This is a genomic window from Streptomyces cathayae (assembly GCF_029760955.1).
GTDB lineage: Bacteria > Actinomycetota > Actinomycetes > Streptomycetales > Streptomycetaceae > Streptomyces > Streptomyces cathayae.
Genome location: NZ_CP121682.1, coordinates 3,732,531 through 3,756,900 on the forward strand (window position 1 = coordinate 3,732,531; position 24,370 = coordinate 3,756,900).

The 24,370-nt window shown below is 72.9% G+C and carries 21 protein-coding genes; 4 read left to right on the top strand and 17 right to left on the bottom strand.

Annotated elements, in window-relative coordinates; translation table 11 throughout:
* Positions 1–82: 82 nt before the first annotated feature.
* The 7 genes from PYS65_RS16890 to PYS65_RS16920 all read right to left on the bottom strand — a co-directional run bounded on the left by PYS65_RS16890 (position 83) and on the right by PYS65_RS16920 (position 7,717).
* Complete coding sequence (locus PYS65_RS16890) at positions 83–745, bottom strand: response regulator (protein ID WP_279334777.1); 663 nt, start codon at positions 743–745, stop codon at positions 83–85.
* Entirely contained in the window at positions 742–2,124 is a 1,383-nt protein-coding gene (locus PYS65_RS16895; protein ID WP_279334778.1) for a sensor histidine kinase, read from the bottom strand. Before PYS65_RS16895 ends, PYS65_RS16890 begins: the two co-directional genes overlap by 4 nt.
* Positions 2,125–2,134: 10 nt before the next feature.
* Positions 2,135–3,373: an acyltransferase family protein gene (locus PYS65_RS16900; protein ID WP_279334779.1), complete on the bottom strand. Its 1,239-nt coding sequence runs from the start codon at positions 3,371–3,373 to the stop codon at positions 2,135–2,137.
* Positions 3,366–4,322: an alpha/beta hydrolase gene (locus PYS65_RS16905; RefSeq protein ID WP_279334780.1), complete on the bottom strand. Its 957-nt coding sequence runs from the start codon at positions 4,320–4,322 to the stop codon at positions 3,366–3,368. The genes PYS65_RS16900 and PYS65_RS16905 overlap by 8 nt, the downstream gene beginning before the upstream one ends.
* A 194-nt stretch (positions 4,323–4,516) precedes the next feature.
* Positions 4,517–5,386 carry an alpha/beta hydrolase gene (locus PYS65_RS16910; protein ID WP_279334781.1) on the bottom strand — a complete coding sequence of 290 codons (870 nt, stop codon included), beginning with the start codon at positions 5,384–5,386 and terminating at the stop codon, positions 4,517–4,519.
* Between the two features lie 224 nt (positions 5,387–5,610).
* Positions 5,611–6,894: a kynureninase gene (gene kynU / locus PYS65_RS16915; RefSeq protein ID WP_279334782.1), complete on the bottom strand. Its 1,284-nt coding sequence runs from the start codon at positions 6,892–6,894 to the stop codon at positions 5,611–5,613.
* Positions 6,887–7,717, bottom strand: coding sequence for a tryptophan 2,3-dioxygenase family protein (locus PYS65_RS16920; RefSeq protein ID WP_279334783.1), 831 nt, complete (start codon positions 7,715–7,717; stop codon positions 6,887–6,889). Before PYS65_RS16920 ends, kynU begins: the two co-directional genes overlap by 8 nt.
* 170 nt (positions 7,718–7,887) lie before the next feature.
* Here PYS65_RS16920 and PYS65_RS16925 point away from each other — a divergent pair, with 170 nt between their 5' ends.
* Complete coding sequence (locus PYS65_RS16925; protein WP_279334784.1) at positions 7,888–9,063, top strand: PP2C family protein-serine/threonine phosphatase; 1,176 nt, start codon at positions 7,888–7,890, stop codon at positions 9,061–9,063.
* 18 nt (positions 9,064–9,081) lie between these two features.
* Here the strand turns inward: PYS65_RS16925 and PYS65_RS16930 are convergent, their stop codons facing one another.
* Genes PYS65_RS16930 through PYS65_RS16940 form a run of 3 tightly spaced genes read right to left on the bottom strand, consistent with a single transcriptional unit; the run spans position 9,082 to position 12,817 of the window.
* The gene (locus tag PYS65_RS16930; RefSeq protein ID WP_279334785.1) at positions 9,082–10,506 is read right to left on the bottom strand and encodes a sugar porter family MFS transporter; all 1,425 of its coding nucleotides are present in this window, start codon (positions 10,504–10,506) and stop codon (positions 9,082–9,084) included.
* Positions 10,503–11,969, bottom strand: a complete 1,467-nt coding sequence (locus tag PYS65_RS16935; protein WP_279334786.1) for a glucose-6-phosphate dehydrogenase — start codon at positions 11,967–11,969, stop codon at positions 10,503–10,505. The genes PYS65_RS16930 and PYS65_RS16935 overlap by 4 nt, the downstream gene beginning before the upstream one ends.
* Positions 11,966–12,817, bottom strand: a complete 852-nt coding sequence (locus tag PYS65_RS16940) for an SMP-30/gluconolactonase/LRE family protein (protein WP_279334787.1) — start codon at positions 12,815–12,817, stop codon at positions 11,966–11,968. Before PYS65_RS16940 ends, PYS65_RS16935 begins: the two co-directional genes overlap by 4 nt.
* A gap of 158 nt (positions 12,818–12,975) precedes the next feature.
* On the opposite strand from PYS65_RS16940, the gene PYS65_RS16945 reads away from it, so the two are divergent.
* Both PYS65_RS16945 and PYS65_RS16950 read left to right on the top strand, forming a co-directional pair.
* A complete protein-coding gene (locus PYS65_RS16945) occupies positions 12,976–14,178 on the top strand; it encodes an FUSC family protein (RefSeq protein ID WP_279334788.1) in 1,203 nt (400 codons plus the stop codon).
* Positions 14,179–14,400: 222 nt separating this feature from the next.
* Positions 14,401–14,823 carry a DUF3151 domain-containing protein gene (locus PYS65_RS16950; protein WP_279334789.1) on the top strand — a complete coding sequence of 141 codons (423 nt, stop codon included), beginning with the start codon at positions 14,401–14,403 and terminating at the stop codon, positions 14,821–14,823.
* 21 nt (positions 14,824–14,844) lie between these two features.
* Here PYS65_RS16950 and PYS65_RS16955 read toward each other — a convergent pair whose 3' ends face one another.
* From PYS65_RS16955 to PYS65_RS16985, 7 genes are all read right to left on the bottom strand, one after another.
* The gene (locus PYS65_RS16955) at positions 14,845–16,377 is read right to left on the bottom strand and encodes an MFS transporter (RefSeq protein WP_279334790.1); all 1,533 of its coding nucleotides are present in this window, start codon (positions 16,375–16,377) and stop codon (positions 14,845–14,847) included.
* 63 nt (positions 16,378–16,440) lie between these two features.
* Entirely contained in the window at positions 16,441–17,472 is a 1,032-nt protein-coding gene (fbaA, locus tag PYS65_RS16960; RefSeq protein WP_279334791.1) for a class II fructose-bisphosphate aldolase, read from the bottom strand.
* A gap of 179 nt (positions 17,473–17,651) precedes the next feature.
* A complete protein-coding gene (gene pyrE, locus PYS65_RS16965) occupies positions 17,652–18,200 on the bottom strand; it encodes an orotate phosphoribosyltransferase (protein ID WP_279334792.1) in 549 nt (182 codons plus the stop codon).
* 20 nt (positions 18,201–18,220) lie between these two features.
* Entirely contained in the window at positions 18,221–19,036 is an 816-nt protein-coding gene (locus PYS65_RS16970; RefSeq protein WP_279334793.1) for an aldose epimerase family protein, read from the bottom strand.
* Between the two features lie 70 nt (positions 19,037–19,106).
* Positions 19,107–20,015 carry an SRPBCC domain-containing protein gene (locus PYS65_RS16975; protein ID WP_279334794.1) on the bottom strand — a complete coding sequence of 303 codons (909 nt, stop codon included), beginning with the start codon at positions 20,013–20,015 and terminating at the stop codon, positions 19,107–19,109.
* Between the two features lie 112 nt (positions 20,016–20,127).
* The gene (locus PYS65_RS16980; protein ID WP_279334795.1) at positions 20,128–21,738 is read right to left on the bottom strand and encodes a polyamine aminopropyltransferase; all 1,611 of its coding nucleotides are present in this window, start codon (positions 21,736–21,738) and stop codon (positions 20,128–20,130) included.
* Positions 21,739–21,827: 89 nt separating this feature from the next.
* On the bottom strand, positions 21,828–22,346 hold the full coding sequence (locus PYS65_RS16985) for a DUF2617 family protein (protein WP_279334796.1): 519 nt from the start codon (positions 22,344–22,346) through the stop codon (positions 21,828–21,830).
* 784 nt (positions 22,347–23,130) lie between these two features.
* On the opposite strand from PYS65_RS16985, the gene PYS65_RS16990 reads away from it, so the two are divergent.
* Positions 23,131–24,318: a pyridoxal phosphate-dependent aminotransferase gene (locus PYS65_RS16990; protein ID WP_279334797.1), complete on the top strand. Its 1,188-nt coding sequence runs from the start codon at positions 23,131–23,133 to the stop codon at positions 24,316–24,318.
* Positions 24,319–24,370 lie beyond the last annotated feature (52 nt).

Genomic DNA, 24,370 nt, shown 5'->3' on the forward strand with positions numbered 1-24,370 from the left:
GGCCGGTCGGGGGACCGTCGTCGTCCCCGGTGAGAGGGGTTCCGGCGCATCCGTCTCAAGTACTACGAGGCGGCACCGCACCTCAGTATCCCGAGGGGCGGACCAGCCCCGACTCGTACGCGAACACCGCCGCCTGGGTGCGGTCGCGCAGGCCCAGTTTCACCAGGATGCGGCCGACGTGCGTCTTCACGGTCTGCTCGGCGACCACCAGCCGCAGGGCGATCTCCGCGTTCGACAGGCCCTGCGCGATCAGCGACAGCACCTCCGTCTCGCGTTCGGTGAGGTCGCCCACGCGGTCCCTGAGCGGAGGGCGGGGTCTGGCGTCCATCCGGGAGAACTCGGCTATCAGGCGGCGGGTGATGCCGGGCGCGAGCAGGGCGTCTCCGGATGCCACCACCCGTACCGCCTCGGCGAGTTGGTCGGAGGAGGCGTCCTTGAGGAGGAAGCCGGAGGCACCGGCCCGCAGTGCCTCGTACACGTACTCGTCGAGGTCGAAGGTGGTCAGCACCAGCACCCGGATGTGCGGTGTGGCCGTGGTGATGCGGCGGGTGGCCTCGATGCCGCCGAGTTCGGGCATGCGGATGTCCATCAGGACGACGTCCGGGGCGAGTTCGGCGACCTGGGCGACCGCGTCCAGCCCGTCCACCGCCTGGCCGACCACCTCGATGTCGGGCTGGGTGTTCAGCAGCACGGTGAAACCCTGCCGGACCATCTGCTGGTCGTCGGCGACGAGTACGCGGATCATGCGGGGCCGTCCTGTGGAGGGGTGTCGGAAGCGTGCGGGGCGGAGACCGGGAGGTGGGCCTCGACCTTGTAGCCGTGGCCGGTCCGGGGGCCGGCCGTGAGGGTACCGCCGAGCATCGCGGCCCGTTCCCGCATCCCGAGCAGTCCGTGCCCGGCGCCCGAGGACAGCGGTGCCTCGCGGGTGGGGCGGCTGTTGAGGACCTCGATCCGCAGCCCGTCCCGGTCGTAGGCGAGGCGGACCTGGGCGGTGGCGCCGGGTGCATGCCGCAGGACGTTGCTCAGCGCCTCCTGCACGATCCGGTACGCCGACAGTTCCACGCCGGGCGGCAGCGGGCGCCGCTCTCCGGTGATCTCGGTGGTGACGGTGAGTCCGGCGGCGCGGGTGTTCTCCACCAGCGCCCCCAGCCGGTCCAGGGTGGGCTGCGGGGCGTGGGGCGCGTGGGGCGCGGTGGCGGGGCCGTCCGGGCGCGGGCCGGGCACGCCCTCGTGGTCGCCGGTGCCGACGGGGTGTTCGGAGCGCAGGACGCCCAGGACGCGGCGCAGCTCGGTCAGCGCGTCGACGGCGTTCTGCCGGATGCCGGCCAGGTTCTCCTTCAGCTCCTCGGACGGGTTCTCCACCAGGTGCGGGGCGACCTGGGCCTGGATGGAGATGACCGACATGTGGTGGGCCACCACGTCGTGCAACTCGCGGGCGATCCGGCTGCGTTCCTCCAGCAGGGTGCGCCGGGAGCGTTCCTCGGCGGTGAGCGTGGTCTGCTCCACGAGTTCGGCGCGGGCCTCGCGACGGCCGCGCAGGGCGATGCCGAGCACGACCACGACGGTGGACAGGGAGGCGGCGAGCACGCCGGTGGACGAGTAGTCCGGGCCGCCCCAGAGTGCCTGGAAGACATAGGTGACCAGCAGGGTGAGCACCAGGGCCTCGACCGAGACGCGGGTCCGCACGCGCAGCGTGAGCAGCAGCAGGACCAGCAGATGGGCGACGATGCCGGCAGCGGTCCAGGGCCACTGGAAGCCGGCCGCCGGGCCGTAGAGCAGGTGATGGACCGCGACCGCCCCCAGCACCGTGGACCCCAACGACATCCACCAAGCGGTGATCGGCCGCCACAGCCCGACGATCACGGCGCCGCCCTGTCCGACCGCGACCGCGGTCGCGAAGCCGATCTCCACGTACCCGTGGTCCCGGAGCTGGGCGAAGCCACCCCCGAAAATCCCGAATCCGGCCAGGCACAACACCCCGTGCGGCAGCCAGCGCAGCCATGTGAACGGCGGCAGCGGGTCCGCCCGCGCGGTGCACAGGTCATCGCGCAGCACACGCAGCCAACGCACCACCCGGCCCGCCACCATCCGCCCGAACACCCCCGCGACCCCCGATTCCGTCATCCGCGCCAGCCTAGACATGCCGTACTCCCTCCGCCGCGCCCCGGTCCGTCAACTGCTGCTGTGTGCACAGCACTTGGGTTCGCGCCCGGCCAGGCGTCCGGGGCCCTCCGCGCCTCCGCCCGCCCTGCTGCTCCCAGGTCCGGAACGCGGCCCGGCACACAGCGAGGGCGCAGACGAGCACCGGCAGCCAGGCCAGCCGGGCGGCGATCCAGCCGAGGTCGTCGGGGCGGGTGTGCAGGCCGGGCAGACGGCCGGCGAGCAGACCGGTGGCGGTGGTCGCCATGAGGGCCGTCTGGTGCCAGAGGAAGATCGTCATCGCGGAGAGGTTGACCAGTGCCACCGCCGTCCACGCGACCGGCCGCCGCATCGCGTCCCGCAACCGCTCCCGCAGCAGCAGCGCCAGTCCGCACTGGGCGAGGCCGAAGGTGACGGCGGCCAGGGCCGGCGGGTTGAGGTTGGAGACGGCGGCGCCCGGGACGCCGACCATCGAGGCCGGGTAGCCGGCCCAGACGACGAGCGCGGCCGTGGCCGCCGTACCGCCGGCGAGCAGGAGCAGGCCGGAACGGCGGCGTTCCAGCTCGCCCCGGGTCCAGGCGGCGCCCAGGGTGTAGGGGACCAGCCAGCCGGCCGCGAGGTTGATCCAGCCGAGCCAGGCGGGGCCGTCGAGACCGAAACGCACCACGTCCACGTGCAGGACGACGGCGAGCGGCCACAGCGGGTGGAGCCGGGCCAGCAGCGGGGTCGCGGCGGTGAGGGCGGCGAAGACCAGCAGGAACCAGAGCGGGGACAGGGCGAGTTTCACCAGCGTGCGGACGGTCGCGTACTCGGTTCCGGAGAGCAGGAGCGCGACCGCGACAACCGTCCACAGGCTGAGGACGGCGGCGACCGGCTTGAACAGCCGGGTCAGCCGGTCCCGCAGCCAGCGGTGGTACGGGACGCCCCGGGCACGGGCGGAGGCGTACCCGCGGGTCGCGACATGGCCGCCGACCAGGAAGAACACGGCGAGCGTCTGGAACAGCCAGGAGACGGGGGCCAGCCACGGCAGGTGTTGGAGGGGGCTGGCCGTGCGCAGGGTGCCGCCGTCCGCGACGAGGGCGGTGACCAGCCAGTGGCCGAGGACGACACCGAGGACGGCGAGGGCGCGCAGGGCGTCCACGGCGCGGTCGCGGTGGGCGGGGGTGGCGGCGTCGACGCGGTCGGCGGCCTGCCGCAGGGCGTCGCGTACGGCGTTCGGGCTCAGGTCAGTCATGGGTCACCGCCGTGGTCCGGCCGAGGACGATCCGGGTCAGGTTGGCCAGGGAGGGGGAACCGGGGGCGAAGTAGTCGCTGTGGCCGCCGTCGCCGGCCGCGAAGACCCGGGCACCGAACTCCGGTGCCACGGGGTCGGTGCCGAAGCCGACGGTGGTGCCGAACAGATCGGCGCTGAGGTGCGGGACGTTCGCCACCCAGTCGTCGGCGCCCCGAGCCGCCCAGATCCGGGCCCGGGTGTGCAGCGCGGCGGCGGTGTCGACGCCGGTTCCCGGACTGCCGACGAGGACGATGTCGCCGACGTCCAGGTCGGCGGCGGCACCGGCGCACACGACCGAGCCGTAGGAGTGGCAGATCAGGGAGACGTGGGTGCGGGGACCGGAGACGGCGCGCACGTCGTGGACGAGAGAGCGCAGTTCGGGGGCGGCCCGGTCGGCCCGGTCGGTGGTGGCGACGGCGACGTCGACCGTGCCGGGCGTCTCGTAGCCGAGCCAGGCGACGACCGCCGTCCGGGTGCCCGCCGGGGCGTCCCGGGTGAGCCGCGTGTGCAGGGCCTCGGCGGCGGCGCGGAACCGGCCGTAGGTGTCGATGCCGGTGTCGGAGCCCGGGACCAGGACGGCGACCCGGTCGGCGTGCGCAAGGTCGCCGAGGACCTCGGTCACCAGCCCGGAGCCGCGGCCGTCGAAGGCGAGCAGCTGCCGGTCGGGGCCTGCCAGGGCGCGGTCGGCCGCCGCGCGCCGCCGGTCGCCGTGGTCGGCGGCCGTCCGCGCCGCCGCCTCGGCGTCGGCACGGTGGGCGGCGTAGGCGGCGTCGAGGGTGGCCGCGGTCGGCGGGGCCAGCCCGGCGGGGGCCGGGGCGGGGACCTGGGGGCGGGCCGCACCGGCCACGGGCAGGGTCACGGCCGAGGCGATGAGAACGGCGAGTGCGGTACGGCGCCACCGGAACCCCATGATGGTCTTCCCCCCTGTTCGCCCGGGTCATCGGGCTTGTCAGGGAAGGAAGTTACGGATCGGCGCGGGTAACCCGCGTCCCGCCGGGGGACTCACCCGGGAGGTAGCTCTCAGGTATCACGGGTATGACGGGGCCGACGGGTACGACGGGTACGACGGGTACGACCGGGGACCCGGTGCCCCGGCGCCCCGGTTCACCAGGCGAGTTGGGCGATCTCCTCCGCCACCACCGCGCAGGCGTCCGCCGCCGGGTCGATCAGCGGGAAGTGACCGGCGTCCTCCAGCAGCGTCAGGCCCACCACCTCGCCGGCCTTCGCCGCCGCTTCCGCGTAGGACTCGGCGACCACCTGCGGGACGTCGATGTCCGTGCGGCCCTGGACGAGGGTGGTGGCGATACCGGTGGGAAGCAACAGCGCCGGGTCGGCGTAGGGCCGGCGTTCGGCGAAGTGATCGTCTCCGCCCAGGAACTGGCGGGTCGCGCCGCCGCACAGGTCCAGCTTGTCGGCGACCGCGAAGTCGGCGATCGGGGCGAGCGCGACGACCCCGCGCAGCGGGGCGGGGCCGTCGGTGCGCCACGGCGCGTCGGTGGGCAGGACGTGCCGGGCGGCGGCCCACAGTGCCAGCTGGCCGCCGGCCGAGTGGCCGGTGAGCACCGTGCGGCGCGGGTCGGCCGCCGGCAGGTGCTGCCGGACCAGCTCGGGCAGGGCGTCCAGCGCGGCGGCGACGTCGTCGAGGGTGTCGGGCCACCGGCCCGCGACCGGGTCCCCGCCGGCCTCCGGCTCCGCACCGCGCCGGTATTCGACGACGGCCACGGCGAAGCCCCGCCCGGCCAGGAACGCGGCGAACGGGCTGATGTGGCGGCGGTCGTGGGGGGCGCGCCAGGCGCCGCCGTGCAGGACGGCGACGACCGGCGCGGGTCCGCCCGCGCCGCGCGGCGCGTAGAAGTCGATCAGCTGGTCCGGGTGGTCGCCGTAGGCCGCGGTGGCGTCGGGGTCGACGGGCGGGTGGGAGAAGGCCGACTCCTCCTCGGCGGCGGCCCGGGCGGCTGCGGAGTCGTCCGTCATGCTCCAACCTCTCAGCGATGAAACGTACTTGGCGGACGGGAGAAGACGTCGGCCGTTGGCCGGGACGGTATCAGCCCGACGACGGGCATGGACATGGGGATATCACGCTCGGTGAACACCCTGCGGAGCGGTTCGGCAGCACACCGTGCCGCACCGGCCTCCGCCCCCGTCCACACCCCGCCCACGCCCGCACCGCGCGGGCACCGTCCCGGCCGGGCCGTCGCCTAGGTCCCGGGCTCCGCCGAGGCATCCGCCGAGGTCTCCGCCAGGACGTCCGCCAGGACCCGCGCCGCCCGCTCCACGTCCGCGAAGCCGACGTACAGCGGGGTGAAGCCGAAGCGGAGCACGTCCGGGCGGCGGAAGTCGCCGACGACCCCGCGCTCGATCAGCCGCTCCATCACATCACCGGCGTCCGGGCAGCGCAGGGCGATCTGACTGCCCCGCTCCCGGTGCGCACGCGGGGTCACGCACGCGACCCTGCCCTCGGGGACGTACGCCTCGACGCACTCCAGGAAGAAGTCCGTCAATGCGAGGGACTTGGTTCTCACCGCCTCGACCGTGACGCCGTCCCAGACCTCCAGCGCCGCCTCCAGGGCGAGCATGGAGAGGATGTCCGGGGTGCCGACCCGCCCGCGCGGCGCGCCCGGCGCCGGTTCGTAGTCCGGGCGCATCCCGAAGGGCTCCGCGTGGGAGTTCCAGCCGGGCAGCGGGGAGTCGAAGAGGTGCTGCAGGTCCTCGCGCACATACAGGAACGCCGGTGCACCGGGGCCGCCGTTCAGGTACTTGTAGGTGCAGCCGACCGCCAGGTCCACGCGGTGCGCGTCCAGTCCGACCGGCAGCGCGCCCGCACTGTGGCACAGGTCCCACACGACGTACGCCCCCACCGCGTGCACGGCGGCCGTGAGCGAGGGCAGGTCGTGCAGCCGGCCGGTGCGGTAGTCGACGTGGTTGAGCAGCACGGCGGCGGTCCGGGCACCGAGCGTGCCCGCCACCTCGGACGGCGGTACCGGGCGCAGGGTGCAGCCGGTCATCCGGGCCGCCGACTCGGCGATGTAGCCGTCCGTGGGGAACGTGGTCGCGTCGACCACGATCTCGTCCCGCCCCGGGTCCGTCAGCCGCGCCATCCGCACCGCGGCCACCAGTGCCTTGAACACGTTGACACTGGTGGAGTCGCCGACCACGATCTGCCCGGCCGCCGCGCCGACCAGCGGCGCGATGCGGTCGCCGATCCGCTCGGGCGCCGTCCACCAGCCGCTCTCCGTCCAGGACCGGATGCGCAGCTCGCCCCACTCCCGGCGGACCACGTCCTCGATCCGGCCGGGGACGGCGGCGGGCAGCGCGCCCAGCGAGTTGCCGTCGAGGTAGACGGTGTCGCCGTCCTCCTCCAGCACGAACTCGCTCCGATTGACGGCCAGTTCGTCGGCCGCGTCCAGTTTCTCGGCCTTCTCGGCCTTCTCGGCCTTCTCGGCTTTCACGGCTTTCTCGGCTTTCTCGACCAGTTCAGACATGGGATCGCGCCGTCCACAGCTCGGGGAACACGTTCTTCCGCGCCCGCTTCTCCAGCCAGGCCACCCCGGCGGAGCCTCCGGTGCCCGCCTTGGCGCCCATCGCGCGGCGGGTGGCGACCAGGTGGTCGTTGCGCCAGCGCCACACCAGTTCGGCGACATCGGTCAGCGCCTCGCCGAGGCGGGCCGTCTCGTCCCGTTCGTCACCCGAGTAGACGGCCGTCCAGACCGCCTCCACCTCCGGTGACGGCTCGTACCGCCGGGACACGTCGCGCCGCAGCACGTCCTCGGGGATCGCGTGCCCGTGCCGCGCGAGGAAGCGCAGCACCTCGTCGTACAGGCTCGGCTCGTGCAGCGCCTTCTCCAGCTCGGCGTGCGCACGCGGCGCGCCCCGGTGCGGGACCAGCATGGACGCGGACTTGTCACCGAGCAGGAACTCCAGGCGCCGGTACATCGCCGACTGGAAGCCGGAGCCCTCGCCGAGCGCGCCGCGGTAGGCGTTGAACTGGGCGGGAGTGAGCTGTCCGAGTGGCTTCCAGGAGGCGTTCAGCGCCTCCAGCTCCCGCACGGACCGCTTCAGCGCGTCGATCGCGGTCGGTACGTCGTCACCCCGCAGCGCGTTCGCCGCCGTCTCCCACTCGTGCACGATGACGGTGAACCACAGCTCCATCACCTGGGTCGTGACCAGGAAGACCATCTCTCCGGGATCGTCGGAGAGGGTGTGCTGGAGGTGGGTGAGGACATCCGCCCTGACGTAGTCCTCGTAGGGGGTCGTGCCCTCGAAGTCGAGATGCGGGGTCTCCGGCTCAAAAGCCTCGTGGGACATCGCTGTCTCCTGAAATGTACTCCGGGTAGCGGTCCGCCCCTGCCGTTACCGACACGGGGGCCCCGGTCCCCACGGTGCATCCTGCTCATGCTCCCCCACGACCGCAAGGTCCGCCCGGTGGGAACCTCGCCGGGTCTGCCGGGGGCCCGATTCCCTGAGACGATCGGGTCATGGGCCGCGGAACGCGTATCGGTCGCAAGGAGTCGAGCGGCCGCGAGGAGTCGACGGAAAGGGTGCCTCGGCTGCGCTGGCTGCCCGCCGCGATCATCGTGGCCGCGCTCGTCCTCAGCTTCTTCACCCACGGGGGCCTCAACACCTTCCCCCTGCTCGTGGCCGCGCCGGTGGCGGCCGCGCCGCTTCTCTCCCTGCGCGGGACGATCACCACCGGCGTGGTGGCGAACCTCGTGGGGCTCGGCCTCGTGTTCCTGAAAAGAGAGCCGAGCGTCGACGAGCTCGTCCCGTTCAGCAGCCTGGTCGTTCTCACCGTCGTCGCGGCGTTCCTCAACGTGCTGCTGACCCGCGACCGAAGAGAGCTGAAGACGAGCCGCGAGGTGGCGGCCGTGCTGCAGCGGGCGGTGCTCCCGGACCTGCCCGACCGGGTGGGGCGACTGGCCGTGGCCACCCGGTACGAGGTCGCCCACAAGGAGGCCGCCATCGGCGGTGACCTCTTCGCGATCCACGAGACGCCCCACGGCATCCGGATGCTCATCGCCGATGTGCGCGGCAAGGGGGTCGAGGCGGTCCGTACGGTCAACGCCCTGCTCGGCTCGTTCCACGAGGCCAGCGACCACCGACCGGATCTGCCGGACGTCGTCCGGCAGCTGGAGGGCCGGATGCAGGCAGGCATCAGACACGCGAGCGGAGCGGAAGCCGAGTCGTTCGCCACGGCCGTCGTCGCGGAGCTTCCCCCCGACTACTCCGTGCTCCGCGTCGCCAACCGGGGCCACGAGGCACCCCTGCTGGTCCACGAGGGCAAGGCGCTCCTGCTGGAACCGACCACTCCGGCGCTGCCCCTGGGCCTCGGCCTCCTCGACGCCGACGACGAGATCCCGGTCGACCTGTTCGACCTGCCCGTCGGAGCCACCCTGGTGCTGTACACCGACGGCATCAACGAGGCCCGCGACGCGGACGGGGTCTTCTTCGATCCCGTTCCGGCGCTGTCCCGGCACTTCCCGCCCGATCCGGACGCGGTACTCGACGCCGTCCTCTCCGCCGTCTCCCGGCACACCGGGGGCAATCTCCAGGACGACGCCGCCCTCTTCGCCGTCACCCTGGACGACGCCGTTCCCGGGGCGGACCGACAGCGGCCCGCCCCGGAGACGGGCCGTCCGGAGCACAGCGCGTAGCCCGGCCCCGGTGTCCGTTCACGCCGTCGGCGCGTTCCACCGCCGGCGCAGGTCCGCGCCCACCTCGTCGGCGTGCCGACTGCGCGTCTCGGGGACGAACCGGGCCACGAACCCCACACCCAGGACGCAGATCACGGCGAAGATCCAGAAGGTGGGCCCTTCCCCGATGGCCGAGATCAGAGGAAGGAACACCAGGCTCACCACGAAGTTGGAGAGCCAGTTCACGGTCGCACCGGCGCTGGATCCCTCGGCGCGTTGGGCAGGGGGGAAGAGTTCGCCGAGCAGCACCCAGAAGACCGGGCCCAGACCGACCCCGAACCCGATGATGTACAGCATCATGAAGATGAGCATGAGCACCGGGGGCAGACCCACGGCGAACGCCACCCCCAGCAGCGCGATGGAGACCGCCATCGCCGCCAGGGAGAAGAGCAGCAGGGGGCGGCGGCCGAGCCGGTCGACGAGGTTGAGGGCGACCACGGTGATGATGACGTTGATGACGCCGATGAAGACCGAGTAGAAGATCGCGTTCGAGGCGGACAGACCGGCCTGGCCCATGATCGTCGGCGCGTAGTAGAGGATCGTGTTGATCCCGGAGAACTGCTGGAGGGCGGCGAGGATCACACCGACCAGGAGCGCGGGGCGGACCGCCGGGGCCAGCAGCGCCTTCAGGTTCCCGGAGCCGCTCCCGGGCTCCTCCCGGCGCTGCCCGCCCTCCCGGCCGGTGCGGCCGAAGCGTGCGACGACCAGGTCCGTGCCGCCCGGTTCGGTGACCTTGTCGAGCGTCCTTCGGGCCTGGTCCGTCTTGCCGTGGGTGAGGGACCACACCGGGGATTCGGGCAGCCACAGGCACGCCAGGACGAGGAGCGCGGACGGGATGCCGCCGATCCAGAACATCCCGCGCCAGTTCTCGGAGCCGGAGAAGGCCCAGTTGACGAGGTAGGAGACGAGCAGACCGGTGCTGATGAGCAGTTGGTTGAGGCTGAGGACGCGGCCCCGGACCTGAGCCGGTGCCATCTCACCGAGGTAGGTCGGCACCGTGGCCGACACACCGCCGACGGCGAGGCCCATGACGATGCGGCCGAGCAGCAGCATCCAGTAGCCGGTGGCCGCGGCGGCGAGGACGATCCCGAGGAAGAACAGGACGCCGAGGCCGGCCAGGAGCGGACGCCGTCCGTAGCGGTCCGCGATCCTCCCGCTGGCCAGCGCGCCGACGACCGCGCCGAGCAGCAGGACGCTCACCACCGAGCTCTGCTCGAAGGAGTCGAGACCGAAGTCCTCCCGGATGAACAGCAGCGCGCCGGAGATGATCCCGGTGTCGAAGCCGAACAGGAAGCTGCCGAGAGTGATGGCCATCGCCCAGCGGCGGACACGGTGCACCCCCTGCGGGGTGAGGTGGACGAAGTGGCTCTCCTCCCTGGGGCGTGTGTTCAGTGGCTCGCTCATGGCCTCCTGTCCTCCCAGGCCGCCGGACCGGCACTGCCGGCCTGGTACTCCTCGAGCGGGACCCGGCCGTCGCGCCACGCGTCCAGCACCGGCTGGACGATGCGCCACGACTCGACCGACATGTCGTCGCGCACCGACAGGGGCTTCGCGTCCTCCAGGACGCCCCGCAGCACCTCGCCGTACTCGAACAGCTCGCCGGGGCCGAAACGCGTGTCGAGCGTGACCGGGGAGATGGTGGACGGGTCGCCCGGCCCGTTGATGTTGAGGTCCATCTGGAGGCGACGCGGGCCGAGGCCGATGTGCAGCCGGTTGGCGCGGACCTCGCCGGCGAGTCCGTCCGGGACGTGCCGGGGGGCCTTGAACCAGAACGTGACCTCCTGACGGGGTGAGCCGATCGCCTTGCCCGAGCGGACGCGGAACGGCACCCCGGCCCACCGCCAGGTGTCGACGGCGAACACCACCTCGGCCAGGGTCTCCGTCCCCCGGGCGGGGTCGATGCCCTCCTCGTCGACGTACGACGGGAGGGAACGGCCGTCGATCGTGCCGGCGGTGTAGCGGGCGCGGCGGCTGAACCGCTCGGGGCGGTCGTCCCAGACGCGGGTCGCCCGGAGGATGTGCGCCTTGGAATCCCGTACCTCGAGCTGTTCCAGCGTGCTCGGCGGGGGCATCGCCGCGATCGCCAGCACCTGGAGCAGATGGCTCTGGATCATGTCGCGCAGGGCGCCCGTCACGTCGTAGAAGCCGGCCCGGCCCTCGAGGCCGAGCGTCTCGTCGAAGACGATGTCGACCGCCTCGACGTGCTCCGCGGAGAGCAGCGGTTCGATCACCCGGTTGGCGAACCGGACGCCGAGGATGTTGAGCACCGTCGACATGCCGAGGAAGTGGTCGACGCGGTGCACGTGATCCTCGGGCATGAAGCCGTGCAGCAGTTCGTTCAGCGCGGTCGCGCTGGCCGCGTCGGTGCCGAAGGGCTTCTCCAGCACCAGGCGCGTACCGTCCGGCACGCCGATCCGGGCCAGCGCCCGGCAGGACTCGACCGTCACGGCCGCCGGCAGCGCGAAGTACAGCGTGAGACGGCCGCGGCGGCACTCCAGCAGGCGGCGCAGGTCGTCCTCGTCGGTGGCGTCCGCGGCCGCGTAGCGCGCGTTGCGGACGACGGTGTCGACGGCCGGCCCGCTCGCCTCACCGGCCGCGAACGCCTGCGCGACGACCGCTTGCCACGCCTCGTCACCCTGCTCGCCCCGGTCGCTGCCGACGAGGAAGAGGTCGGTCAGCGAGGACGAGGCGACCAGGCCGCCCAGTCCCGGAAGGAGCAGCCTGGCCGTCAGGTCGCCGCGCGCGCCGAGGATGAGCAGGGTCTGCGTCTGCCCGGACTCGGTCCCGGCCTCGGAGCCGGCCTGCTTCCCGGTCCGCCCGGCACGCTCGCTCTTCGAGCCGCCCGCGGGGGCGTCGGCGCCGCTCATCCCGCGTACTCCCGCACGGGCACACCCCGGACACCGGGTGTGCAGGCGAACAACGCGCCCGCCTCCGGCTCGGCGCCGGGTTCGAGGTGCTCGCGGGAGGTCGTGATGAACAGCCGGTCGAGTTCCGGCCCTCCGAAGGTGCACGCCGTGACCTTGGTGGCCGGGAGCGTCACGACCTCGTCGAGGGTGCCGTCCGGCGCGTACCGGCACACCGAGCCGCCGCCGTACAGGGCGACCCACACGCCGCCCTCCGCGTCGACCGTCAGTCCGTCCGGACCGCCGCCCGGACCGCCCGGTACGGCGGCGAACGGGCGCCGCCCGCTCAGCCCGCGCTCACGGTCGTAGTCGAAGACGTCGACGCGGTCCGTCGCGGTGTCGGCGTAGTAGGCGCGGTCGCCGTCGGGACTCCACTCGAGACCGTTGGAGATCGTCACGCCGTCGAGCACCGTCGTCGTCGAGCCGTCCGGATCCAGGCGATGCAGCGAACCGGCTCCCGGCCGGTCGTCGTAGGCCATCGAGCCGCAGTAGAACCGTCCGTCGGGATCGCATCCGCCCTCGTTCATGCGGACACCGTCATCACTCCACAGGGAATCCAAGAGGGTCACCTTTCCGTCCGTGTCCTCGAGCGCGAACCCACGGGTGACGCCCATGACGGCGCCCCCTCGTCGTCTGGGCCGGACCGCGGCCACCACGGTGTCGATGTGCCGCCGCGTCACGGTCCCGTCCGCGGCGAGCGACAGCACGTCCCCCGCCAGCATGTCCAGCCACCGGAGGCCGCCCCACGCCGCGGACCAGACCGGCCCCTCACCGTGGTAGGCGATCGGTTCGGTCACCTGCTCGACCTTCACCGTCGACACCTTCCGTCCGGCACGGGCACGAGCGCAGGCACAGACACCGGTATGGCGAGCCGGGGGCGGCCGGCGCCCGGCGGGCGGGGTGACCGGCTGGCATGATGAGCCGGGTGAGCGCGCCGCGGCCCCGCAGAACAGCCCGCGGAGTCGGCGCGGTGGCACGCCGGACGGTGTCGGGGCTCTCGGTCGGCGGCCGCCGGGTCGCCCTGGACGTGTGGCTGCTCCTTCAGGCCACCGCCAGCGCCACGGCGGCGTGGCTGGTGGCCCGCTACGTGTTCGACCATCCCGCCCCGTACTTCGCGCCCATCACGGCGATGGTCGCGCTGACCGCGAACCTCGGCGAACGCGGACTGCACGCGATCCGGCTCCTCCAGGGCGTGCTCCTCGGTCTGCTGGTCGGCCAACTCGTGCTCGCCGCCCTGGGAAAGGGCCCGGGCACGATGGCACTCGCCGTCTTCGTCTCGCTCGCGACCGCCCGCGCCCTGCGGAGCGCGCAGGTCGTCGTCGTCCAGGCCGCGGTGAGCTCCATCCTGGTGGTGGCGCTGGGCGACCAGGCGAACGGTGTCCAGCGCCTGGTGGACGCACTGACCGGCGCGGGCATCGCTCTCGTGTTCTCGCAACTCCTCTTCCCGCCCGAACCCCTGGCGCTGCTGCGCCGCGCCGAGGCGGCCGCGCTCCACGCGATCGCCGACGGCCTGACCACCCTGGCCGACGCCATCGACCAGGACGACGACGGGCTCGCCCACCAGTCGGTCGGGGAACTCCGCGAGGTGCTGGACCACCTGCTGGAGCTGCGCCGGGTCGGGCGGACCGACACGCGCGTCACCCGTCGGGTGCTGACCTGGCGGGCGAAGGTCGTCGTGCGCGAGAAGGAGAACGCGGAGCACCTCGATCTGCTCGGTGCCAGCTGCCTCATGCTCGCGCGCCTCGTCGCGTCGGCCGACTCCGACACCCGTGGCCGGCTCCAGGAGCCGGTGCGCGGCCTGACGGACGTCATCGCCTCGCTGGCCGGCGGACTCGACGACCGCGATGTGCGCCGGCGCGCCGCGGACCGCTCGCTGGAACTCGCGACGCGGATCACCGCGGAGACGGCCGGGGCGGCCGCCTCGGACCGCACCTTCCTGGCCTACGGCCTCCGCACGGTCGCGACCGACATCGTCACGTTCGCGGGAGTCGACCTCACCGACACGCTCGAGGCGATCCGCGCGGGCGCGCTGGACCAGCGCGTGCCCCCCGCCAAGATGCCACCCGGACGACTGCACCGCTGGGCCGGCCGCCTCCTCGGCCGGTCGAGACGACTCCGGGGCAGGGCCCGCCGGTCCTCCGCCCGGAACGGGCCCTCGAAAGAGCGATCGTGAGGGCGGTCGTCGGGCCGGGAGGGCAGGCTGTGTCCCGCCGTTCCTGAGCATGGCAACTCCGTCCGGGATCGTGGCCAGAGGGGCGGACGTCCGAAGGCGGTACGAGGGCCCGCAGACGACGCGGGAGCATCACCCGTCCGATGGTCGCCCGCACCCCGGCCACCCGCATCTCCACCGCACGGCCCCGGAAGGGCACCGCGCCGTAGATGGCAGACTGGCGGCATGACCACTCAGAAGAACCTGCTCGGTGGCCCGGACCCCACGCATCTGCCGGAGAACGAGGAGGCGTACCGCCTGCTCGCCGAGGACTCCCTGCCGCCGGCCGAGGTGGTGGCGAAGTTCCCCACGTTCTCCCTGGCCTGGGCCATGCTCGCCGACGACGCCTTCGAGGCGGGGCGGGTGGTGGAGTCGTACGCGTACGCCCGGACGGGTTACCACCGAGGACTCGACGCGCTGCGCCGGTCCGGCTGGAAGGGCCACGGCCCGATCCCGTGGAGCCACCGCGCCAACCGCGGCTTCCTGCGCTGCCTCGCCGCCCTCACCCGCGCCGCCGAGGCGATCGAGGAGAAGGACGAGGCGGAGCGGTGCCGCCAGTTCCTCCAGGACAGCAGCGCCGAGGCGTACGAGGAGCTGAAGCGGGCTTAGAGCCCCGGACTCCCGAGGCGCTCAGGTTCCGGGAGTCCGGGGCCCGGGCGGTGGTGGTGTTTCACGTGGAACACCACCTTTCCGCCCCACCTCGGGCCCGGTTTCGGTCTCGGCCTCCAGCGGGGGCACGGCCACGCTGCCGTGGGTGCGGCACTCGGGGCGCCGACAGCCCGGCGCGGGACGCCGTACGGTCGCGAAGGCGAGGGCCGAGCCGGCCACCAGGACCCCGGCGCACAGCACCATCGCCCGCCGGAACGCGTCGTCGAAGGCGGCCGGCTCCCGGTACGCCTCCGGCCCCATCCCGACCAGCAGCGGCAGCGCGGCCACCGCCACCAGGCCGGCCGCGCGGGCCGCCGCGTTGTTGATGCCGCTGGCCAGACCCGCCCGCGCGGTGTCCACGGCGGCCAGGACGGTCGCGGTCAGCGGCGCCACCAGGGTGACCATGCCGAGGCCCAGCACCAGCAGCGCCGGCAGCACATCGGTGAGGTACGAGGCGCCCGGCCCCACCCGCGTCATCAGCAGCATCCCGGCGGCACACAGCAGCGGTCCGACGGTGAGCGGGATGCGCGGCCCGATGCGCTCGCCGAGTTCACCGGAGCGGGCCGAGAGCAGCAGCATCATCGCGGTCGTGGGCAGCAGGGCCGTACCGGCGGCGAGCGCGGACCAGCCGACGGCGACCTGGAGCTGGAGCGCGGCGAGGAAGAAGAAACCGCCGAAGGCCGCGTACACGCACAGCGTGACGACGTTGACCGCCGTGAACTGGCGGGAGGCGAAGATGTCCAGCGGCATCATCGGGTGCTCGCGGTGTTTCTCCACGGCCACGAAGGCGACGGCGGCGGCCAGCCCGGCGACGGCGGCGACCGCGACCACCGGAGAGCCCCCACCGGCCTCGATCAGCGCGTACGTCACCAGGGCGAGGGCCAGCGCGCCGAGGACCGCGCCGAGCACGTCGAAGCGGCCGGTGGCCTGCGCCCCACTGTCCGACTCCGGTACGTGGCGCACGGCGATCGGGGCGCACACCACGGCCAGCGGCACGTTGATCAGGAACACCCAGCGCCAGCCCGGCCCGTCCACCAGCCAGCCGCCGAGGAACGGGCCGACCGCCGCGCCGATCCCGCCGAAACCGGACCACAGGCCCACCGCCCGGCCCCGGTCGTCGGGGTGGAAGGACGCCTGGATCAGGGCGAGCGAGCCGGGCGTGAGCAGCGCGCCGCCGACGCCCTGCAGGGCGCGGGCGGCGATCAGCACACCGGCGTTCGGGGCGATACCGCACAGCAGGGAGGCCGTCGCGAACCACAGCACCCCGACGACGAACACCTTCCGGCGGCCGAACCGGTCCCCCAGCGCCCCGCCCAGCAGGATCAGCCCGGCCAGCGTGACCATGTACGCGTTGACCGTCCACTGCAGGGCCGCGAGGTCCGCGTCGAGGTCGCGGCCGATGCGCGGAAGGGCGACGTTGACGACGGTGGAGTCCAGCAGGGCCATGCTGGAACCGAGCACCGTGGTCAGCAGGATCCACTTGCCCTGCGGGGAGGCCAGCCGGACATCGGGCATGCAGGGAGCATACGGAAGAGCCCGGCACCTGAGCAGGTGCCGGGCTCGACGCGTACGAGCGGATTACTTGATCCGGGTGCCCGTGGAACGCAGGTTCTGGCAGGCCTCGACGATGCGGGCGGACATCGACGCCTCGGCCAGCTTGCCCCAGGTACGCGGGTCGTAGGTCTTCTTGGAGCCGACCTCGCCGTCGACCTTCAGGACACCGTCGTAGTTCTTGAACATGTGGTCGACGACCGGACGCGTGAAGGCGTACTGCGTGTCCGTGTCGATGTTCATCTTGACCACGCCGTTCTCCAGAGCGGTCAGGATCTCCTGCTCGCTGGAGCCCGAGCCGCCGTGGAAGACGAAGTCGAACGGCTGCGAACCGGCCGGCTTGCCGTACTTGGCGGCGGTGCCCTCGTTGAGCTCCTTCAGCAGCTCGGGACGGAGGACCACGTTGCCCGGCTTGTACACACCGTGCACGTTGCCGAAGGAGGCGGCCAGCAGGTAGCGGCCCTTCTCGCCGAGGCCGAGCGCCTCCGCCGTACGGATCGCGTCGTCGACCGTGGTGTAGAGGGAGTCGTTGATCTCGTGCGAGACGCCGTCCTCCTCGCCGCCGGTCGGGGTGATCTCGACCTCGAGGATGATCTTCGCGGCGCGGGCGCGCTCCAGCAGCTCCTGGGCGATGCTCAGGTTGTCGGCGAGCGTCTCGGCGGAGCCGTCCCACATGTGGGACTGGAACAGCGGGTTGCGGCCAGCCTTGACCCGCTCCTCCGAGACGGCGAGCAGCGGACGGACGTACCCGTCGAGCTTGTCCTTCGGGCAGTGGTCCGTGTGCAGGGCGATGTTGACGTCGTACTTCTCGGCGACGATGTGCGCGAACTCGGCCAGGGCGACCGCGCCGGTCACCATCTCCTTCTTGTGCTGGCCGCCCAGGAACTCGGCGCCGCCCGTGGAGATCTGGACGATGCCGTCGCTCTCCGACTCGGCGAAGCCGCGCAGTGCCGCGTGCAGGGTCTGGGACGAGGTGACGTTGATGGCCGGGTAGGCGAACTTTCCTGCCTTCGCCCGGTCCAGCATCTCGTTGTAGACCTCGGGAGTTGCGATGGGCATCTGTCCGCTCCTTATGCGTGCGGTGTGGCGTACTGGGTGCTGTCGGCCCTGACCTGGAACCTTGGATGCGACGTCATTGTCGGCCCCATCCTCCCAGACGTGCCCGGCTGGTCGACGGCGCAGGTCAAGTCGTTATGTCGGATGATGTCGGACGGAGGTCCGGCCGGTCGGCCACGGCCTCAGTCCAGGCCGAGCTGGTCCTTGCCGAAGGCGAACAGGTACGGCACCCCGGCGCCCTCCTGGATCTTCTCGGCGGCGCCGGTCGCCCGGTCGACGATGGTCGCGACGGCCACCACCTCGGCGCCGGCCTCGCGCACGGCCTCGACGGCGGTGAGCGGGGAGCCGCCGGTGGTGGAGGTGTCCTCGACGACCAGGACCCGGCGGCCCTTGATGTCCGGGCCCTCCACGCGCCGCTGCAGGCCGTGCGCCTTGGCCGCCTTGCGGACCACGAAGGCGTCCAGCCTCCGGCCGCGCGCGGCGGCGGCGTGCAGCATGGCGGCGGCCACCGGGTCGGCGCCCATGGTCAGCCCGCCGACCGCGTCGAACTCCAGCCCGTCGGTGAGGTCCAGCAGCACCTGGCCGACCAGCGGGGCGGCCTCGCCGTCCAGGGTGACGCGGCGCAGATCGACGTAGTAGTCGGCCTCGAGACCCGAGGAGAGGGTCACCTTGCCGTGCACCACGGCCTTGTCCTTGATCTGCTGCAACAGTGCGCTGCGTACCTCACTCATGGCAGCCAGGGTAGACCGCCTCAGAGCCTGCGCCAGGTCCAGGTGGTCGTGGCCTCCAGCGGCTCCAGCGGGGTGACCAGGCGCGGGTGGCTGTTCAGCCCGTCGGGCGGGCCGGTCTGCGGCTCCACACAGACGGCCTCACGCGGCTCGTCGTAGACCACCACCCACTCCTCGCGGCTGGCCACCTTCAGCTCCAGCCGCCCCGGCCAGGTGAGGGTGACGTCGACGCCGCCCGGCATGCCGAAGCAGTCGTCCCAGGGGCCGGGCTCCGGGTCGATCCGGCGACCGGTGGGCAGGTGGTCGGCGCCGCGCTCCTCCTGCCATGCGGGCGTGAAGTCGATGCGGACATCCGCTGCGTCTGCTGTGTCTGCCGCGTTCGTGCCGCCGAGGGTGCGGTTGAACCAGGGGTGCCAGCCGATCTGCGCCGGGAAGGAGGACTCGTACGTCTCGACGGCCATGGCCAGGGTCAGCGAGTCCGCGCCGAGCGTGATCACCTGCGTCACCCGCCCGGGGTACGGCCAGGGCTCCCCGAGGTCGTACGTGATCACGGCCTCGTCCTCGCTCGCGCGGGCGGTACGCCAGGCGGTGTCACGGGCGGTGCCGTGGATGGCGTTCGGCGGGGCGTTCAGCGGCATCCGGTGGACGGTGGCACCGTTCCGGAACCGGCCGTCCCGGATCCGCCCGCACCAGGGAACCATCGGGAAGCACCCGTAGCGGTCGCCCTGGCGCAGCAGCTCGACGCCCCCGACCCGCAGTCCCGAGACCCGCCCGCCGTTTTCCGGCCGCACGGTGACCTCCGCGTCGCCCGCGGTCAGAGTGATGTCCGTGTTACTCACGGGACGACCCTACTGGGGTGATCAAGAGGGCTCCCCGGGTTTCGGGCCGGGCCCGCGCCCCGGGTCGGGGTCAGCGGCGTCTGCGCAGGGCCCGCACGGCGACGATCGCCGAGGCCACCGCCAGGGCGGCCGCCGGGGCGGCCCAGCGCAGGGGGGCGGCCGTGGAGACGGTCTGCGGGGCGGGGACGGGGGCGTAACGGCCCCGGGGCGGGGCGTGGTCCACCTCCTCGGCACTGCGACCGATCATCGTGCGCCGCGCGTGCGCCGCCTCGGCGACGGTGTCGTCGGCGCCGTCGAGGTCGTCGAGGTCGTCGAGGTCGTCGATACCGGCGATGTCATCGATGCCGTCGACATCGTCGAGACCGACGACCTCGTCCACGTCGTCCGTGAGATCCGTGTCGTCCATGCCGTCCGTGCCGTCCATGTTCTCCATGCCGTCCCCGGCCTCGTCCTGGGGCTCGGGGCCGAGGGGCGGCAGAGAGGGCTCCGGGTCGAAGACGGGGGCCGGTGCGGGGGCCGGAGGCTCGTCCGTGGGCGGCTCGGGTGCGGAGGGCTCCCCCACCGCCGTGCCCAGGTTCTCCGCGAAACGGTTCAGTAGACGGGCCACCGCCGACGCCACCGCGTCCGCCGGGAGCTCCGTGACCCGGCCGTCGGCCGTCGCCGTGCCGTCGACGGTGAGCGTGGCGCCGCCCTCCGCGGCCAGCGGACGCAGTCGCAGCGCCAGTCTCACCGCGCCGGTGCCGCGCGTCTCGACGGCGTCACCCTCGACGGCGTAGGAACCGTCCGCGCGCCGGGACACCCGTACGGAGCCCCGGTAGGTGATGGAGTGGCTGCCGACCCGGAGCTTCAGCCGGCCGGCGACCGGATCCGCCCCGGCGTCGTGCTGGAGCCCCGGCACCGCGCGGGCGACCCGCGCAGGATCGTCCAGCGCCTCCCTGAGCCGCTCCACCGGAACCGGAACAAACACCTCGTGCTCCATGACTGCGGAGCCTACCCACGGCGACGCCGGGCTGTATCCCCGTCGGCGCGAAAGAGCGGCACAGCGGCACATCGGCACAGCGGTGCAGCAGTACAGCGAGGTGCGAGCCGGCTCAGCGGGCGTACCTGGGGTGCAGCAGCGTCGACGGCGGCAGACCGGGAACCCGGGTGCGTGCGGCGGCTCGCGCACCGGCCGCGAGGGAGCCGTCGGTGACGGTACGCGGACGGGGGCCGGCCGGGTCCAGGCGCAGCTCGGGGACGGAGCGGGCGGCCAGGACGAAACCCCGGTCGCCCCTGCTGTACGGGAGGGTGCGGAAGCCGGCCGCGCGGACCGTCGACTCCACCGTCCAGAACGTCCGGGGCCGGGACACCACCGGCCCGGCGTGCACCACGAGCCGCCCGCCGGGCGCCAGCACGCGCCGGGCCAGGCCGTAGAACTCCTGCGAGTACAGCTTGGTGCTCCCGGTGGCCTCCGGGCGCGGCAGGTCGCAGACCACCACGTCGTACGCCGCCGGGGGCGCCCGGCGCAGCCAGTCGAAGACGTCCGTGGTGCTGACACGGACCCGCGGGTCGTCGAGGGCGTGGTCGTTCAGCGCGGACAGGGCCGGGTCGCGGCGGGCCAGCCGCACGACGCCCGCGTCGAGCGCGACGACGTCGACCCGCCGCACCCCGTGGTGGCGCAGCACCTCGCGGGCGGCCAGTCCGTCGCCGCCGCCGAGGACGAGCACGCGCGGGTGCGGGCCGGTCATCGCGGGGTACGCGAGTGCCTCGTGGTAGCGGAGTTCGTCCCGGCTGCCGGCCCGCAGCCGGCCGTCCAGGAACAGGTCCAGGGGCCGGCCGTCGAGGCCGCCGGTGAGCACCACTTCCTGCACGTCGGTCTGCAGGGCGACCCGGACGTCCGAGCCGTACATGGCGTGGCGGGCGGCCCGTTCGAAGTCGTCGACGAGGAGAACGGCCGAGCCGAGGACGGCCAGCACGCAGAGGTTGCTGATCAGCAGCAGCCGGCGGGCGCGGCGGGTCAGGTCCTGCCGGAAGAGTCCGAGCACCAGTGCGCCGCCGACCACCGTGTTGACCGCGCCGGTGATCAGCGTCCCCGTCAACTGGCCCAGGAACGGCAGGAGGAGGAAGGGGAAGGCGAGCCCGCCGACGAGGGCGCCGACGTAGTCCGCGGCGAACAGGTCGGCCACCGCGCCACCCGCGTCCTGGCGGCGGATCCGCTGGATCAGCTCCATCAGCAGCGGTACCTCGGCCCCGATCAGCAGGCCGACGGCGAGGGAGAAGGCGACCAGCAGGACGTGCGGGCCGTGGGCCCACGGCCCGCCCCAGGAACCGGTCCAGGCGAAGACGGCGTACAGGCCCATCGCGCTGCATCCGCCGACCAGGGCGAGCGCGGCCTCGACGGCGCCGAAACCGGCCGCCGCGTGCCGGCACAGCCGCTTGGCGGCCAGCGAGCCGATCCCCATGGCGAAGACCATGACGGACAGCACGACGGACGCCTGGGTCACCGAGTCGCCCATCAGGTACGAGGCGAGCGCCACGAGTTCGAGCTCGTAGACGAGTCCGCAGGCCGCACAGACGAACACACCGGCGAGGACCAGGAACCGGCCGGTGGCCTGCCGCACCGGCAGCTTCAGCGAGCTGTCCGAGGGACTGTCGCCGTTGCCGCCCGGCCTGTCCCGGGGGTGCGTGGGGCGGGGCGGAGCGGGAGCCTGCGATTCGATCACCCCTGCGACGTTACGTTACGCCTCCGGCACGGATCGTCACCCACACGTGTGGTGTTTGTTTCATGCTGACGGAACCTTCGCGACGCCCCTCAGACGGCCGCCTTCACCCGTACACCCACCCTCGTCCGGGTCATCACCAGCTGGCCGTCCTGGGGGTAGGCGTGCCAGGTCCGCCAGTGGACCTGGCTCTCGTGGCGCTGGGCGAGCATCGCGGTGAACGCGTGCGGACTCCCGGGGAACACCCCGGCGAGACCGTGCGGATGGTCGGAGACCAGGGCGAGCAACTCCTGTGCACGGCCCCCGAAGGAGCCGGGGGAGAGCATCTCCACATGGGCGGCGAACTCGTACTCCCAGTCGCCCACCTGTGTGGCGACGCCCAGCGGAAGGGGCGTGCTGCTGCCCGGAAGGCAGGCCACCGTCTCCGAACAGACCCCCCGATCCTCTTCCAGCAGCACCTGGTGGGACGCGCCGAGAAGCCTCAACTGGACCTTGGCCCCGGTCAGTTCGAGGTCGAGTGTGGCCAGCGCGGGCAGCGGCTCGCGCCCCAGGGCCCAGGCGAGGTCGGCCGCGCGCGTGTCGGTGTAGGAGGTGGTCAGAGTCGTGAGCATGAATCGGCTCCGCAAGCGGACAAGGAGGGGCAGGAGAGGGAGATGGAGGGACCGCCGCACCCCGGTCACGCCGGGGAGTTCGGCCCGTCAGCCCGGTCGGACGGCCGGAAAGGGGATCCGCGGGGAGCCCGAGGGCTGTGTCGGTGATTTAGAGGGAATCACGAACTGTGGTGCTGCCACAGCGTTTTTACCCAACTTCGTGCGCTTTCCATCCCCCCGGGGGCTCTCCAGATCACCTGTTCAACCCAGCGCACACCCGACACATACGCGGGCGCGTACGCGGGCGCACTGCACGGTGGGGCCCGCACCTGGGCGCGGACCCCACCGTCGCGGACGCGTCACCCCCGTACGGAGGCGGGCCGCCCCCCGTCAGCTGCCTCCACCGCATCCGCCGCCGCCCCCGCACGACGCCCCGCCCCCGCAGGACGAGCCGCCGGAGGACGAGTCACTTCCGCAGGACACCCCGCCATGACTCCCCCCTGCCCCGGTGGAGTTCCCCCCTGAATCCCCGGCCCACCAACTGCCGCGCCGGCTCCCGGACGCCCCCGCCCGGCGGCCGGAACGGCGCCCCGGTGCCACCGCGAACGCCTTGTACAGCACGAAGACCAGCGCGAAGAGCAGAACCAAGGTGATGCCGATGACCATGACGTCACCGTCCTTTCGTCCCCCGTGAATCCCCCGAAGCAGCCCCCCGTGGGTGCCTCGCTCACGCGTGTGGACGGGAGATGCCCGCTGCCCGCGCGAGCCAAAGCAGACTTGAGGAACTCCAGAGGTTCGGCGCAGGATGACCGGTATGACCTCCAGCGCGCGCCCCCTCCTGAACCGCCGGCTCGCCGAGTTCGGGACCACGATCTTCGCGGAGATGTCCGCCCTGGCCCTGCGGACCGGTTCCCTCAACCTCGGCCAGGGTTTCCCCGACACCGACGGCCCCGAGGAGATCAGGGAGGCGGCGGTGCGGGCGCTGCGGGACGGCCGCGGCAACCAGTACCCGCCCGGCCCCGGCGTCCCCGAGCTGCGCACCGCGATCGCCGCGCACCAGCAGCGCCGCTACGGCCTGTCGTACAACCCCGACACGGAGGTCCTGGTCACCGCCGGCGCCACCGAGGCGATCGCCGCAGCCCTGCTCGCGCTGCTGGAACCCGGCGACGAGGTGATCGCCCTGGAGCCGTACTACGACTCCTACGCGGCCTGCATCGCCATGGCGGGCGCCACCCGCGTGCCGGTCACCCTGCGCCCCCGCGAGGGCCGTTTCCGCCTCGACCTCGACGAGCTGCGCGACGCCGTCACCGACCGCACCCGCCTGCTGCTGATCAACACCCCGCACAACCCGACCGGCACCGTCCTCACCCGCGAGGAGCTGTCCGCGATCGCCGCGCTGGCCGTCGAACGCGACCTGCTCGTGATCACCGACGAGGTCTACGAGCACCTGGTCTTCGACGACGCCGAACACATCCCCCTGGCCACCTTCCCCGGCATGCGGGAACGCACGGTGACCATCTCCAGCGCGGGCAAGACCTTCTCCTTCACCGGCTGGAAGGTCGGCTGGGTGACGGGCACCCCCGCCCTGGTCACCGCGGTCCGCTCGGCCAAGCAGTTTCTGACCTACGTCTCCGCGGGCCCCTTCCAGTACGCCGTCGCCGAGGCCCTCGCCCTGCCGGACGCGTACTTCGACGCCTTCCGAGCCGACCACCAGCGCAAGCGCGACCTGCTGGCGAAGGGCCTGAGCGCCGCCGGCTTCGAGGTCTACCGCCCCCGGGGCACGTACTTCATCACCACCGACATCGCCCCCTTCGGCGAGAAGGACGCCCACGCCTTCTGCCGCGCCCTCCCCGAACGCTGCGGCGTCGTCGCCGTCCCCAACTCCGTCTTCTACGACGACCCACAAGCCGGCCGCAGCCAGGTCCGCTTCGCCTTCTGCAAGAGGGACGACGTCCTCCACGAGGCCACCAGCCGCCTCGCCCGGCTCGGCTGACGTCCTGACATCGCGCCCCCAGCCCGGTGCGGGCTGGGGGCGCGTCGGGCTC

Bases quoted from the DNA above. Each gene is read 5' to 3' on its own strand.
- PYS65_RS16890 (WP_279334777.1), bottom strand. From the start codon at position 745: ATGATCCGCGTACTCGTCGCCGACGACCAGCAGATGGTCCGGCAGGGT.
- PYS65_RS16895 (WP_279334778.1), bottom strand. From the start codon at position 2,124: ATGACGGAATCGGGGGTCGCGGGGGTGTTCGGGCGGATGGTGGCGGGC.
- PYS65_RS16900 (WP_279334779.1), bottom strand. From the start codon at position 3,373: ATGACTGACCTGAGCCCGAACGCCGTACGCGACGCCCTGCGGCAGGCC.
- PYS65_RS16905 (WP_279334780.1), bottom strand. From the start codon at position 4,322: ATGGGGTTCCGGTGGCGCCGTACCGCACTCGCCGTTCTCATCGCCTCG.
- PYS65_RS16910 (WP_279334781.1), bottom strand. From the start codon at position 5,386: ATGACGGACGACTCCGCAGCCGCCCGGGCCGCCGCCGAGGAGGAGTCG.
- kynU (WP_279334782.1), bottom strand. From the start codon at position 6,894: ATGTCTGAACTGGTCGAGAAAGCCGAGAAAGCCGTGAAAGCCGAGAAG.
- PYS65_RS16920 (WP_279334783.1), bottom strand. From the start codon at position 7,717: ATGTCCCACGAGGCTTTTGAGCCGGAGACCCCGCATCTCGACTTCGAG.
- PYS65_RS16925 (WP_279334784.1), top strand. From the start codon at position 7,888: ATGGGCCGCGGAACGCGTATCGGTCGCAAGGAGTCGAGCGGCCGCGAG.
- PYS65_RS16930 (WP_279334785.1), bottom strand. From the start codon at position 10,506: ATGAGCGAGCCACTGAACACACGCCCCAGGGAGGAGAGCCACTTCGTC.
- PYS65_RS16935 (WP_279334786.1), bottom strand. From the start codon at position 11,969: ATGAGCGGCGCCGACGCCCCCGCGGGCGGCTCGAAGAGCGAGCGTGCC.
- PYS65_RS16950 (WP_279334789.1), top strand. From the start codon at position 14,401: ATGACCACTCAGAAGAACCTGCTCGGTGGCCCGGACCCCACGCATCTG.
- PYS65_RS16955 (WP_279334790.1), bottom strand. From the start codon at position 16,377: ATGCCCGATGTCCGGCTGGCCTCCCCGCAGGGCAAGTGGATCCTGCTG.
- fbaA (WP_279334791.1), bottom strand. From the start codon at position 17,472: ATGCCCATCGCAACTCCCGAGGTCTACAACGAGATGCTGGACCGGGCG.
- pyrE (WP_279334792.1), bottom strand. From the start codon at position 18,200: ATGAGTGAGGTACGCAGCGCACTGTTGCAGCAGATCAAGGACAAGGCC.
- PYS65_RS16975 (WP_279334794.1), bottom strand. From the start codon at position 20,015: ATGGAGCACGAGGTGTTTGTTCCGGTTCCGGTGGAGCGGCTCAGGGAG.
- PYS65_RS16985 (WP_279334796.1), bottom strand. From the start codon at position 22,346: ATGCTCACGACTCTGACCACCTCCTACACCGACACGCGCGCGGCCGAC.
- PYS65_RS16990 (WP_279334797.1), top strand. From the start codon at position 23,131: ATGACCGGTATGACCTCCAGCGCGCGCCCCCTCCTGAACCGCCGGCTC.